At 65.4% G+C, this 12,428-nt stretch carries 12 protein-coding genes; 5 read left to right on the top strand and 7 right to left on the bottom strand.

All coding sequences use genetic code 11. From position 1 onward, the window contains the following. From EJ067_RS23005 to EJ067_RS22980, 6 genes are all read right to left on the bottom strand, one after another. Positions 1-1,371 (bottom strand): glutamine synthetase family protein, encoded by a 1,371-nt coding sequence (locus EJ067_RS23005; RefSeq protein ID WP_126087506.1) that lies wholly within the window; start codon positions 1,369-1,371, stop codon positions 1-3. Between the two features lie 387 nt (positions 1,372-1,758). After that, positions 1,759-2,520 carry a glucose 1-dehydrogenase gene (locus EJ067_RS23000; RefSeq protein WP_126087505.1) on the bottom strand — a complete coding sequence of 254 codons (762 nt, stop codon included), beginning with the start codon at positions 2,518-2,520 and terminating at the stop codon, positions 1,759-1,761. 11 nt (positions 2,521-2,531) lie between these two features. After that, positions 2,532-3,344 (bottom strand): ABC transporter permease, encoded by an 813-nt coding sequence (locus EJ067_RS22995; protein WP_126087504.1) that lies wholly within the window; start codon positions 3,342-3,344, stop codon positions 2,532-2,534. Then, on the bottom strand, positions 3,344-4,207 hold the full coding sequence (locus EJ067_RS22990) for an ABC transporter permease (protein ID WP_126087503.1): 864 nt from the start codon (positions 4,205-4,207) through the stop codon (positions 3,344-3,346). Before EJ067_RS22990 ends, EJ067_RS22995 begins: the two co-directional genes overlap by 1 nt. A 77-nt stretch (positions 4,208-4,284) precedes the next feature. Beyond that, entirely contained in the window at positions 4,285-5,448 is a 1,164-nt protein-coding gene (locus EJ067_RS22985; protein WP_126087502.1) for a spermidine/putrescine ABC transporter substrate-binding protein, read from the bottom strand. Beyond that, the gene (locus tag EJ067_RS22980) at positions 5,429-6,565 is read right to left on the bottom strand and encodes an ABC transporter ATP-binding protein (protein ID WP_126087501.1); all 1,137 of its coding nucleotides are present in this window, start codon (positions 6,563-6,565) and stop codon (positions 5,429-5,431) included. The genes EJ067_RS22985 and EJ067_RS22980 overlap by 20 nt, the downstream gene beginning before the upstream one ends. Before the next feature lie 118 nt (positions 6,566-6,683). On the opposite strand from EJ067_RS22980, the gene EJ067_RS22975 reads away from it, so the two are divergent. Beyond that, entirely contained in the window at positions 6,684-7,493 is an 810-nt protein-coding gene (locus tag EJ067_RS22975) for a LuxR C-terminal-related transcriptional regulator (protein WP_126087500.1), read from the top strand. On the opposite strand, the gene EJ067_RS22970 is transcribed toward EJ067_RS22975, so the two are convergent. Beyond that, complete coding sequence (locus EJ067_RS22970; protein WP_168247487.1) at positions 7,471-8,124, bottom strand: GntR family transcriptional regulator; 654 nt, start codon at positions 8,122-8,124, stop codon at positions 7,471-7,473. The two genes, EJ067_RS22975 and EJ067_RS22970, sit on opposite strands and share 23 nt — an antisense overlap. A gap of 337 nt (positions 8,125-8,461) precedes the next feature. On the opposite strand from EJ067_RS22970, the gene EJ067_RS22965 reads away from it, so the two are divergent. The 4 genes from EJ067_RS22965 to EJ067_RS22950 are packed head-to-tail and all read left to right on the top strand — an operon-like array spanning position 8,462 to position 12,425. Next, a complete protein-coding gene (locus tag EJ067_RS22965; RefSeq protein WP_126087498.1) occupies positions 8,462-9,586 on the top strand; it encodes a BMP family ABC transporter substrate-binding protein in 1,125 nt (374 codons plus the stop codon). 28 nt (positions 9,587-9,614) lie between these two features. Continuing rightward, positions 9,615-10,757 carry an ABC transporter permease gene (locus tag EJ067_RS22960; RefSeq protein ID WP_126087497.1) on the top strand — a complete coding sequence of 381 codons (1,143 nt, stop codon included), beginning with the start codon at positions 9,615-9,617 and terminating at the stop codon, positions 10,755-10,757. After that, positions 10,757-11,683 carry an ABC transporter permease gene (locus EJ067_RS22955; protein WP_126087496.1) on the top strand — a complete coding sequence of 309 codons (927 nt, stop codon included), beginning with the start codon at positions 10,757-10,759 and terminating at the stop codon, positions 11,681-11,683. Before EJ067_RS22960 ends, EJ067_RS22955 begins: the two co-directional genes overlap by 1 nt. Positions 11,684-11,723: 40 nt before the next feature. Then, the gene (locus EJ067_RS22950; protein WP_126087495.1) at positions 11,724-12,425 is read left to right on the top strand and encodes an isochorismatase family cysteine hydrolase; all 702 of its coding nucleotides are present in this window, start codon (positions 11,724-11,726) and stop codon (positions 12,423-12,425) included. Positions 12,426-12,428 lie beyond the last annotated feature (3 nt).

The raw sequence follows: 12,428 nt of genomic DNA, 5'->3' as shown, positions 1-12,428 counted from the left end.
TCACACCTTGAGCAGCAGATGGTCGCGTTCCCACGACGTCACCACGGTCTGGAACAGGTCGAGCTCGACGCTCTTCACCCGCAGATAGGTCTGAAAGAAATCCTCGCCGAGCAGCGCCCGCACCGGTTCGCAGGCGGCGAAGCGGTCGAGCGCTTCCTCCATGGTTTTCGGCAGAGTGCTCTTGCTGCGATAGGCGTTGCCGAAGGCTTCGGCGGAGCGGGCAAGCTTCTCCTCGATGCCGAGATAGCCGGCGATCAGCGAGCCGGCCATGGCGAGATACGGATTGGCGTCTGCGCCGGGCAGCCGGTTCTCCACCCGCCGGGCCGCGCGCCCGCCGATCGGCACGCGCAGGCCGCAGGAGCGGTTGTCGTGCGACCACTCGACATTGGCCGGCGCACTGTGGCCCGGCCGGATGCGGCGATATGAATTCACGTTGGGCGCGAACAGCGGCATCACCTCGGGAATATATTTCTGCAGGCCGCCGATGAACTGGCTGAACATCTGCGTATCGTCGCCGTCGCTCCCGGCAAACAGGGGGTCGCCGCTCTCGTCGACGATCGACATGTGCAGGTGCATCGAGCTGCCGGCCTGGGCGGTGATCGGCTTGGCCATGAAGGTGGCGTGCATGCCGCTCGCCTGTGCCCCTTGCCGCGCCAGGCGCTTGAACAAAAGCACCTTGTCGGCCACCGCCAGCGGATCGCCATGCAGGAAGTTGATCTCGAGCTGCGCGGTGCCGGATTCATGGATCAGCGTGTCGAGCGGCAGGCCGGCGGCCGCGGCGTGGTCGTAGAGGCGTCGCGTCACCTCTTCGAACTCCTCCAGCGCCTGCATGTCGTAGGGATGCTGCACGCTTTCCGGCCGGCCGTTGCGCCCGACAGGCGCGGTCACGGGCCGGTCCGGGTCGGGATTGGGCGCTGTCAGATAGAATTCGATCTCCGGCGCCATCACCGCGCGCCAGCCGCGCCGGCGATAGAGGTCGAGCACGGTCCTCAGCACATGGCGCGGCGAGGCCATCCACGGCCGGTCGTCCATATGGAAGGCGTCGGCGAAGACATAGGCCCTGCCGGCGGCGGGCGCGAGGCTGAGCGTCAAAAGGTCGGGCACCATGCGCATGTCAGGGTCCTGGTAGGCGAACCCCTCATCGATGGAGCCGGAATAGCGGCCGTCGATGGCGACCAGGAAGGCGCTGCTCGGCAGGTAAAGCGCCCGGTCTTCGAGCGACTTGAGGAATTTCGCCGCCGGCAGGGCCTTGCCGCGCAGCACACCGTTGACGTCGGGCACGAGGCACTCGACCTCATTTATTCCATGCGTTTTGAACCAGCTTTGCGTGTCTGCGTTGCCGGAAAGGGAAGTGTCTTGTTTGTCAGGCATCGGTCATGTCCGTACGAAGGAGAGATCGCTTCGGCGGGCAAGTCCGTTTCGGTTTGAGCGTTGAATAAGCTAAATTGTCTGAATGACGGACGCCCGCCTGGTGGCCGGCCCAGAGGCCGGATCGAGCGCGCCGCATACCCCCTCGGTCCAGCCGTCGCGAACGACATGCGAGCCGACCTTCGTCTCCTCCGCGCGCTGCAGGTTCTCGTGGCGGCAGCAGCGCATGATCAGTGGCGCCCGGCCCGCGCGAACGAAGTACCGCCGGCAACAAACGAATGCCTCGCGCGGTATCGCTGTTTTGCAGCCTGCATGACGGGTCTCATCAAGGTGGAGCCTATGGTTTGACCGATCCTGGCTGCCGGCGCAAGCCCGCTCCGTTGGGACAGCTCAGCCTATGCTCTCGCCGCCGTCAATCACCAGCGCCTGGCCGGTTATGAAGGATGAGCGGTCGGAGACGAGGAACAGAATCGCCTCGGCGATCTCCTGCGCGCTCGCCCAGCGCCCCATCGGGATCTTGGTGCGGACATAGTTCTCGATTGCGTCGCGTCCGCCCATCTGGGCGATGAACGGCTCGTTGAACGGCGTGTCCACCCAGCCCGGACAGAGCGCGTTGATGCGCACATTGTGCTTTGCGTAGTCGAGCGACATCTGCCTGGTCATCGCCACCACGGCGTGCTTGGACGTGGCATAGGCGATCATCTCGCGGTCGTAGAAGACGCCGGAATTGGATGCGGTGTTGAGGATGACGCCGCCGCCCTGCGCGATCATCGTAGGCATGACGGTCTTCGCCGCGAGGAATTGGGCCCGCACATTGATCCGCCACGAGGCGTCCATGCCGTCCGCGCCGACTTCGGTCAGCGTGCCGCCGATCTGGATGCCGGCATGGCTATGCAGGATGTCGATTCGGCCATGCCTGCCGAGCGTTCCCACGATCAAGCCCTTGACAGCCGTGTCGTCGCCGACATCGGTGGCGACCGCTTCGGCGCGGCCGCCGGCGTCGCGGATGCCGGACGCGGTGGCCTCGCCTGCCGCCGGGTCGCGGTCGGCGATCACCACGAAAGCCCCTTCCCGCGCCATGATCATGGCGCCGGCGCGCCCGATGCCCGATCCGGCGCCCGTCACCACGGCGATGCGATCTTTCAAAATCATGGATCTGTCTTTCAAGGCGATGGTTTTCGTCGGCCGAGCTGCCATTGCGCGAGCAGGACGAGCAGGACCGAGGCGGCGAGCACGATCGTCGCGATGGCGTTGATCTCCGGCGTCACGCCGCGCCGGATCGAGGCAAAGACATAGATCGGCAACGTCGTCTGCGCCCCGGCGACGAAGAAGGCGATGATGAAATCGTCGAAGGAGAAGGTGAAGGCGAGCAGGAAGCCGGCGATCACCGCCGGCATGATCTGCGGCAGCACGATCGAGCGGAACGTCGTCAGCGGCGTGGCGTAGAGATCGCTCGAAGCCTCGACCAGGTTGCGGTCGAGGCTGCTGAGCCGCGTGCCGACGATCATCGTCACCAATGCCATCGAGAACAGGCCGTGCGCGGCGATGATCGAGCCATAGCCGAGCGCAAGCCGCGGCGGCTGGTCGGTCGGCCACAGCGAGGCGAGGAACGGATTGACGACGGCGAAAAGCTGCACCAGCGCCACCAGCGTCGAGATGCCGATGACCACGCCAGGCACCACGATCGCGGCGCCCAGCAGCGCGTCGAAGAGCGCCCGCGTGCGTACGCCGACGCGCTGCAGCCCGAGCGCCGCGGCCGTGCCGCAGAAGGCCGCGAGCAGCGCGCTGGTGGTGGCGATGAACAGGCTGTTCTTGAGCGCCTCGACCAGGAACGGGTTCGACAGCGCCTTGCCGTACCACTGCACGGAAAAGCCGGTGAACTCGCTGGCATGGTGGCCGGCATTGAAGGAGAACAGCACGACCAGCGCGATCGGCAGATAAAGGAAGGCAAAGACGGCAACGACGAAGGCGCGCATCAGATCAGGTCCACCCGGCGTGCGCCGGAAAGCCGGGTCGAGATGCGATTGGCCGCGATCAGCACCACCACCGAGACCAGCACCAGCGTGATGGCGATGGCCGATCCGAACGGCCAGTTGCGCGACTGCAGGAAGAGGTCGACCAGCGCGTTGCCGATGAAGAACACCTTGCCGCCGCCGAGCAGCGTCGGGATCAGATATTCGCCGAGCAACAGGATCATCACCAGCGAGAAGCCGGTCATCACGCCGGGCAGCGACAGCCTGAGCGTCACGCCGATGAAGGTCGACAGCGGAGCGGCACCCAGATCGGCGGACGCCTCCAGCAGCCGGCGGTCGAGCCGCTCGAGGCTGACATAGATCGGCAGGATCATCAGCGGCAGGTAGCCGTAGACGATGCCGAGAAGCACCGCGCCCGGCGTGTTGATCAGCCTGAGATCCTCGATGCCGACATAGGCGAGCAGCGCCGGAATGCCGCGCCCGCCGAGGATATACATCCACGCATAGGTGCGCATCAAAAGGCTGGTCCAGAACGGGATGACGATCAGCGCGAGCAGGATCAGCCGCCAGCGCTGCGGGGCGCGCAAAGCAAGGTAGTAGGCAACCGGATAGGCGACGAGCAGGCAGGCGAGCGCCCCGATCGGCGCCAGCACCATGGTGTTCCAGAATGCGGTCGCGCGCGCCGGCAGGTTGGCATATTGCGCGAAGGTGAGCGCGGCCTGATAGCCGCCCTCGGGCGCCCGCTCGCCAACGCTGAAGATGGCGATCGCGACAAAGGGCAAAACCAGGAAGACGACCAGCCACAGCGTCGCCGGGGCAAGCAGCAGCGCGGTCAGGAGATTTTTGTGAACGAGACTGCCGCGCATCGAGAAAGCCGCTTCAGTGCCGGCGGACAGTCGTCCGCCGGCCGCATTGTCTGGATCGGGTTTGTGGCCGGCGCCGTTCAAGCCGACTTGAAGCGCGCCATCAATTCGGCGCGGCCCGGATCGGTCAGCGTCGCGGCGGCGCCGAACTCGAGCGGCTTCAGAAGATCGGCGGCCGGATAGAGGATCGGATTGTCCAGCACCTCCTTCGGCAGCAGCGCGTTGACACGCGCGTCGGTCGAGGGCGCGCCATTGGCAAGATGCTCCTTCACTGCGACCTTCGGGTTCATCAGGTAGTTGAGCAGCGCGTAGCCGGCCGGCTTGTTCGGCGCATCCTTCGGGATGGCGTAGAAGTCGGTCCAGATCTCGCCGCCCTCCTTGCCCAGCACATAGGCGATCTCCGGGATGTCGCGGTAGAGCTGCGCGCCGTCATTGGTCCAGCACATCGTCATCCACGCATCGCCGGCGCGCATTCCCGGCTGGTAGTCGCTCGACACCGCAAACAGATGCGGCTTGACCTTGAGCAGCAGCTCCTCGGCCTTGGCGAGCTCGTCCTGCTTCAGCGAGTTGAAGGAATAGCCGTAATATTTCAGCGCATTGCCGATCGTGGTCAGCTGATAGTCATGCACCATGGTGCGGCCGTCACCTTCCGCCATGGCCGTGTCCCAGAATTCCTTCCAGCTCGTCATCGGCTTGGCGAGCTTCTTGGTGTTGATCGCAATACCGGTCGTGCCCCAGTTTTTCGGCACGGCATAGATCGTCCCGTCGATCGTGCCTTCCGCCGTGAAACGGGCATCTTCCTGTGAGCCATCGAAATTGTCGAGCTTGGCCATGTCGAGCGCCTCGATGATGCCGAGCTTCTTGTAGGTCGAGATGGTGTAGTTGGTCGGCACGAACAGGCTCCAGCCCGAGCCGCCGGCCTGCAGCTTGGCAAGCATCTCCTCGTTCGATCCGAAGACGTTGACCTCGACGGCCACACCCGTCTCGGCCTTGAAATTCTCGAAGGTCTGCGGGTCGTGGTAGTTCGGCCAGGTGGCGATCGACATGCGGTCGCCGAGGCTCTCGGCGGCGAACGCCGGCGTCGGCATGATGCCGAGCTCGCGCGCCATGACCGCCGTAGCGACACCAAGGCCGGTGATGCCGAGGAAGTCGCGCCGGCTGATCGAGCCACGCTTGAGGCGCATCAGCTGGTCGACGAATTTTTCGGGGCTTATCGGCAGTCCGTCACGATAGGATTTCGGCATGTTGGTCTTCCCTCTGGTTGGTCCCGTTGTTCTTGGGGTGCGGGAACGCCAGCGGCGCTCCGGCGGCAAAGCCGATGGCGACGGGTTCGCCGGGCTTGAAAAGATTGCCCTGGCCGATCAGGTGGTCGGCCTTGGCGAGCAGTGATCCGATGCCCTGGACCTCGATCGCGTATTCCGCCGTCGAGCCGAGGAAAATCCGGTTGCGCACGATGCCCTTGAGGCTGCCGCCACCCGGCGCCGAGAGACTGAGCGATTCCGGTCGCAGGCTGACGGATACCGCCTCGCCCCTGCTGAGTGGTACCCGCTTGCGTGCAGCGATGACAGTGCCGTCGGCAAGCGCGACCTCGACCAGGTCACCTGACAAGCCCGCGACCTCGCCACTCAAGAGATTGGTCTTGCCGACGAAGTCGGCAACGAACAGGTCCGCCGGCTCGTCATAGATTTCGCTCGGCTGTCCAAGCTGGACGACACGGCCGCCATTCATGACGCAGACGAAGTCGCTCATCGACAGCGCTTCCTCCTGGTCGTGGGTGACCAGCACGAAGGTGATGCCGATCTCGCGTTGCAGGTTCTGCAACTCGATCTGCATGTCGGTGCGCAGCTTCTTGTCCAGCGCCGCCAGCGGTTCGTCGAGAAGCAGCACCGCCGGCTTGTTGACCAGCGCGCGGGCGAGCGCCACGCGCTGCTGCTGGCCGCCCGAAAGCTCGTGGATCTTGCGGCGTCCGTAGCCGGCGAGCTGCACCATCGCCAGCGCCTCGCCGGCCCGTGAGGCGATCTCGCGCGACGACAGGCGCGGCCTCGCCTGGCGCAGCCCGTAGGAGATGTTCTCCTCGACATCGAGATGCGGAAAGAGCGCATATTGCTGGAAGACCATGTTGACCGGGCGCCGGTAGGGCGGCGTGCCGGCCATGTCGCGGCCGCGGATCAGCACCTGGCCTTCGCTCGGCTGCTCGAAGCCGCCGATCATGCGCAGGCACGTCGTCTTGCCGCAGCCGGACGGTCCGAGCAGCGCGACGAAGGCGGAGGGCGGGATGGCAAGGTCGATGCCGCTGACCGCCGTGACGGCGCCGTAGCGCTTGGTGACCGCGCGAAACTCGATATCGGGCACTGCGGTCAAGCCACGGGCTCCAGTGACAGCGTGAGGCAATGTCGTGACGCTAGCAGAGCCAATAGCAGCTAGTATATACCTCGCGGGTGGTATATTTAGCTGATTTTATCGTTTAGAGGGGTATGAATTGGCCTCCCGCAGTGACGACTACAATGCCTTGGCCGCCGTGATCGCCGCGACACGCGAGACCGGCGGCGATCATTTCGGCAGGGCAATCGTCGGCTGGCTGCGCGCACATGTCCGCTTCGATCACTGCGTGATCTTCGGCTATCGGGGCGCTGCGCGGCCACCGCTCTTGTTCGAGACCTTTTCGCCGGCGGAGAGCCACATCTTCGTCGCGCTCTATCAGGAAGGCCCCTACCTGCTCGACCCCTTTCATCACGCCGCGGTCGAACGCAAGGAGGGTTTCTGGCGGATGCGCGAGCTTGCGCCCGACCGCTTCTATGCCAGCGAATACTACCGCTCCTATTACAGCCAGACCCGGCTCGCCGAGGAGGTCGGCTTCTTCGTCCCGCTGGCCGGCAAGGATGCGCTGGTGCTGTCGCTGATGCGGCTGCGCGCTTCAGGGCCGTTCGGAACCGCCGATGCCAGGCTGCTGCGCGACATGGCGCCGGCGGTGGTCGGCTTCTGCCGGCTGCGCTGGCGGGCTCTGCCCGCCGAAGAGGTTGCGGCCCCGCCCCCGGGCGAGGCCGTCGCAACGGCCAACGAATTGGATCGCGCGCATATCTGGAAGAGCCTGTCGCTGACCTCGCGCGAGAAACAGGTGGTCGACCTCGTGCTCCAGGGGCACTCGACGGAATCGATCGCCAGGGCGCTCAGGATCGTGCCCGGGACCGTGAAGGTCCATCGCCGCAACATCTATCGCAAGCTCAAGATCAAGTCGCAGGCCGGCCTCTTCGCGCGTTTCGTCGAGATTATCGACGCGCGGACCGGCTGAGCTCCGGCTCCACCGGGTCGACGGCCGCAAACACCGCGCTCGCCTCGCTGACGATCGAAACATGATCCCGGGCCGCCTTGCCCGCCGCAGCCGCGTTACCGCGCATGATGGCGGTGACGATCAGGTCGTGTTCCTGCCAGGATTTGGCCAGCCGGCCCGGCAGCATGAACTGCGCGCGCCGGAACGGCGCCAGCCGGCTGCGGGTCGCCACGGTCAAATCATGGATATGCGTGTTATGGGCGCCTCGATAGAGCCTGCTGTGGAACTCGGTGTTGAAATACTCGTAGTCCTCCTCGGCGCCGAGCTGCACGAGGCGCGCCGATGCCTGATGCTCCATCTCCAGCGCGCGGCGCTCGGCGCCGGTCATGCGCTCGGCGGAAAAGCGGGCACAGATCGCTTCCAGCTCGGCCATGCTCTCGAACATCGAGGCGAGATGCTCCTGCGTGACCACGGCAACGATCGCGCCCCGGTTGGGCCGCCTCTCGACCAGGCCGATGGCGCTCAACTGGCCGAGCGCCTCCCGGACCGGCGTGCGCGAAACGTCGAAGCGGGCGGCGAGCGAGACCTCGTCGAGCCTTTCGCCGGGACGCAGATAGCCGGTGACGATGCGGTCCGCGATCGCCCTCACCATCTGATCCACGGTCGTTCCCGACCTGACCAAGCTGCGCTTTCCCGGCACGTCTCCTCCCGTCCAGTTATTGCGGCCGGCCCGCAAGGTGGACGGCCCACGGGCTGTTTCGACTCAAGGCCGCATCCCTGTATGCCTAGATTTTGACCTCAATGTCAAACTGGTCGCTTTTCAGGCAAAAAGTGCATGCACTTGCCTCCGGTTTATGCAGATCGTGTAAAGTCGCCAATTGATTTTATTACGGAAAATCGCGCCAAGGAACTGGCACAGCGATTGCATGCACTTTCTCGACAGCACGACAACAGACCCCGTCAGGGTCCAAGAAAGGGGAGCATTCGATATGACCGACAAATTCATGCTTAGCCGCCGCGACCTGCTCAAGTCCTCCGCCGGGGCGGCGCTCGGTCTGGCCTCGGCGGCGTTTCCGATCCGCGCGGCGCGCGCCGCGGCCGCGACCGTCGGCTTCATCTATGTCGGCCCGAAGGACGACTATGGCTACAACCAGGCGCATGCCGAAGGCGCTGCGTCGCTGAAGGGCGTCGAGGGCATTTCCATCGTCGAGGAAGAGAACGTTCCCGAGACTGTCGACGTCCAGAAGACGATGGAATCGATGATCAATCTCGACGGCGCCTCGCTGATCTTCCCGACCTCCTTCGGCTATTTCGACCCGCATATGCTCGCCATGTGCGCCATGTTCCCTGACGTGCAGTTCCGCCACTGCGGCGGCATGTGGAACAAGGACAAGCACCCGATGAACGCCGGCTCCTATTTCGGCTATATCGGCATGGGCCAGTATCTGAACGGCGTCGTCGCCGGCCACACCACCAAGTCGAAGAAGCTCGGCTTCGTCGCCGCCAAACCGATCCCGCAGGTTTTGCTCAACATCAATTCCTTCCTGCTCGGTGCGCGCTCGGTCGATCCGGCGATCACCTGCCAGGTGATCTTCACCGGCGAATGGTCGCTGGCGGTCAAGGAGGCCGAGGCCACCAACGCGCTGGTCGACCAGGGCGCCGACGTCGTCACCTGCCATGTCGACAGCCCCAAGGTGGTGGTCGAAACAGCCGCCGGCCGCGGCGCCTTCGTCTGCGGCTACCACGCCAACCAGAGCCCGCTGGCCCCGGAAAAATACCTGACCGGCGCGGAGTGGAACTGGGCCAAGGTCTACAAGATGTTCGTCGACGACCTCATCGCCGGCAAGCCGCTGCCCAATTTCACGCGCGGCGGACTGGCCGACGGCTTCGTCAAGATGAGCCCGCTCGGCCCCGCCGTCGGCGAACCCGCGCGCAAGCAGTTCGACGCCACGCTGGCCGAAATGATGAAGGGTGGCTTTTCGGTCATCAAGGGACCGCTGAAGAGCAACAAGGGCGCCGTCGTCGCGACCGAAGGCCAGGCCTTCGTCGAGACCGCCATCGAGCTCGAAAGCATGGACTATCTCGTCGAGGGCGTCGTCGGCTCGACCGCTTGAGTCAGTCGCAAGCCGAGGGAGACGGGACATGGCGGACACCGTGAGCGGCCCGGACGTGCGCACCATCCTCGATGCCGGGGGATATCGGGCGGCGCTCGAATGGATCGCCAGGCGGGCGGAAGCCTTCGTCATTCCGATCGCGGCGCTGGTTGTCGGCATGGTGCTGTTCAGCCTGTTCATCCTGGCTGTCGGCAAATCGCCGGTCCAGCTCTACGAGACGATGTGGCGGGGTGGTTTCGGCTCCTGGTTCTCGATCCAGAATTCGTTGTCGCGCGGCGCGCCGCTCTTGCTTGCGGCGCTCTGCGTGGCGCTGCCGGCACGCCTTGGCCTGGTGGTCATCGGCGGCGAGGGCGCCATCGTGCTGGGAGGCGTCGCCGCGGCCGCCATCGGCGTGGCGCTGAACGGCGCGCCGTCTTTTCTCGTCATCCTTCTCATGGGCGTGGGGGGCGTAGCCGCCGGCGGCATCTGGATTGGTGCCGTCGGCGCGCTCCGCCATTACCGCGCCGTCAACGAAACCATCTCCAGCCTGCTGATGGCCTACATCGCCATCGCGCTGATGAACCATCTGGTGGAAGGGCCGCTGCGCGATCCCGCCTCGCTCAACAAGCCCTCGACCCAGCCGCTGGCCGACATCTACCGCATCGGCAACATACCGGGCATGGAGGTGCATTGGGGCCTCATCGTCGGCACGCTCGCCTGCGTTCTCTCCTGGCTGCTGATCGAAAAGACCCGCTGGGGTTTTGCTGCCCGCATCGCCGGCGGCAATGTCAGGGCCGCGCAGGTGCAGGGGTTGGCCGTCGGTCCGCTGATCGTCGGCTTCACCGCGCTTGCTGGCGGATTCGCCGGCCTTGCCGGCATGCTGGAAGTCGCGGCCGTGCAGGGCAGCGCCAACGGCTCGCTTGCCGCGGGCTACGGCTACACCGGCATCCTCGTCGCCTTCCTCGCCCGCCACAATCCGCTCGCCATCATCCCCGTCGCCATTCTGCTTGGCGGCATCGACGCGTCCGGCGGCCTGATCCAGCGCCGCATGGACCTGCCGGACGCAACCGTTCTGGTGCTGCAGGGCATGCTCTTCATCGTCATCCTGTTCAGCGAAACCTTCTACGGCCGCTTCAAGCTCTTCAACCCCGATCTCTGGCAGAGGCCCGATTTCTTGAAGGGAAATGTCTGATGGAGGCGACCGACATCGGCCTCTGGGGTGTTCCGCTCGCCATGCTTGGCGGCGCCATCCGCGTCTCGACCCCCTTCATCTTCGTGTCGCTCGGCGAAGCCATCACCGAGCGTTCCGGCCGCATCAATCTCGGCCTCGAAGGCACGCTGGTGTTCGGCGCCATGAGCGCCTACGCGGTGGCGGTGATGACCGGCTCGCCCTGGCTCGGCCTTTTGGCTGCAGCGGTCGCCGGCCTCTGCTTCGGCCTCTTCCACGGCTGGATCTGCAAATTCCCGAAGGTCAACGACATCGCCATCGGCATCGCCCTGATGCTGTTCGGCACCGGCCTCGCCTTCTTCTTCGGCAAGCCCTTCATCCAGCCCTCGGCGCCCGACCTGCCGGCGATCTCCTTCGGCGCCTGGTCCGACGTCCCGCAGGTGCAGGCGGCGCTCAACGTCAACGTGCTGTTCCTGATCGGCGCGGCGCTCGCTGTCTTCCTCTGGTGGGCCTTCCGCAACACCCGCATCGGCCTGATCGTGCGCGTCGTCGGCGACAGCGCCGATGCCGCGCGCGCCATGGGCCTCAATCCCAACACGGTGCGGCTTATGGCCACCGGAGTCGGCGGCGCGCTCGCCGGCATCGGCGGTGCCTACCTGTCGCTCTACTATCCGGGCAGCTGGACCGAGCGCATCTCGTCGGGCCAGGGGCTGATGGCGGTGGCGCTGGTCATCTTCGCGCGCTGGAACCCGCTCGGCTGCTTTGCCGCAGCGCTTTTGTTCGGCGGGGCCGGCGCCCTTGGCCCGGCGCTGCAGTCGGTCGGCGTCACCCAGGGCTATTACCTCTTCTACGCCGCGCCCTACATCCTCACCCTCATCATCATGATCGCCACCTCGTCGCCGAGCCGCACGCTCGCCGGCGCGCCCGGCGAACTATCGATCACCAAGTGACCGCGCACCACGAACCGCTCGCGAGACCGGAGTTTTTGCCATGAACGCCAGAGCCGAGATCACCCAGCGCTACATCGAAGCCGATCCCTATCCCTGGCCCTACAATGGCGATCTGAGGCCGGACAACACCGCGTTGATCATCATCGACATGCAGACGGATTTCTGCGGGCCGGGCGGCTATGTCGACCATATGGGCTACGACCTGTCTTTGGTCAGGGCGCCGATCGAGCCGATCAAGTCGGTGCTCTCGGCCATGCGGGCCAAGGGCTACACCATCATCCACACGCGCGAGGGCCATCGCCCCGATCTCGCCGACCTGCCGGCCAACAAGCGCTGGCGCTCGCGCCGCATCAATGCAGGCATTGGCGATCCCGGCCCCTGCGGGCGCATCCTGGTGCGCGGCGAGCCGGGCTGGGACATCATCCCAGACCTTTACCCGGCCGAGGGCGAACCGATCATCGACAAGCCCGGCAAGGGTTCGTTCTGCGCCACCGATCTCGAGCTGATCCTCAACCAGCGCGGCATCGAAAACATCGTGCTCACCGGCATCACCACCGACGTCTGCGTGCACACCACCATGCGCGAGGCCAACGATCGCGGCTTCGAATGCGTGATGCTGGAGGATTGCTGCGGAGCGACCGACTACGGCAACCATCTGGCGGCGATCAAGATGATCAAGATGCAGGGCGGCGTTTTCGGCGCGGTGTCGAGCTCCGCCGCGCTCGTCGCCCAGCTGCCGTGAGGA

Origin of the sequence: Mesorhizobium sp. M1D.F.Ca.ET.043.01.1.1 (genome assembly GCF_003952385.1) — a bacterium.
Taxonomy (GTDB): Bacteria; Pseudomonadota; Alphaproteobacteria; order Rhizobiales; family Rhizobiaceae; genus Mesorhizobium.
This window is presented reverse-complemented; position numbering and strand designations above follow the sequence as displayed.

What these genes read in the sequence shown, in the direction of transcription:
- EJ067_RS22995 (WP_126087504.1), bottom strand. Translation starts at nt 3,344, where the DNA reads ATGCGCGCCTTCGTCGTTGCCGTCTTTGCCTTCCTTTATCTGCCGATC.
- EJ067_RS23000 (WP_126087505.1), bottom strand. Translation starts at nt 2,520, where the DNA reads ATGATTTTGAAAGATCGCATCGCCGTGGTGACGGGCGCCGGATCGGGC.
- EJ067_RS22950 (WP_126087495.1), top strand. Translation starts at nt 11,724, where the DNA reads ATGAACGCCAGAGCCGAGATCACCCAGCGCTACATCGAAGCCGATCCC.
- EJ067_RS23005 (WP_126087506.1), bottom strand. Translation starts at nt 1,371, where the DNA reads ATGCCTGACAAACAAGACACTTCCCTTTCCGGCAACGCAGACACGCAA.
- EJ067_RS22990 (WP_126087503.1), bottom strand. Translation starts at nt 4,207, where the DNA reads ATGCGCGGCAGTCTCGTTCACAAAAATCTCCTGACCGCGCTGCTGCTT.
- EJ067_RS22965 (WP_126087498.1), top strand. Translation starts at nt 8,462, where the DNA reads ATGACCGACAAATTCATGCTTAGCCGCCGCGACCTGCTCAAGTCCTCC.
- EJ067_RS22970 (WP_168247487.1), bottom strand. Translation starts at nt 8,124, where the DNA reads ATGGTGAGGGCGATCGCGGACCGCATCGTCACCGGCTATCTGCGTCCC.
- EJ067_RS22985 (WP_126087502.1), bottom strand. Translation starts at nt 5,448, where the DNA reads ATGCCGAAATCCTATCGTGACGGACTGCCGATAAGCCCCGAAAAATTC.
- EJ067_RS22955 (WP_126087496.1), top strand. Translation starts at nt 10,757, where the DNA reads ATGGAGGCGACCGACATCGGCCTCTGGGGTGTTCCGCTCGCCATGCTT.
- EJ067_RS22960 (WP_126087497.1), top strand. Translation starts at nt 9,615, where the DNA reads ATGGCGGACACCGTGAGCGGCCCGGACGTGCGCACCATCCTCGATGCC.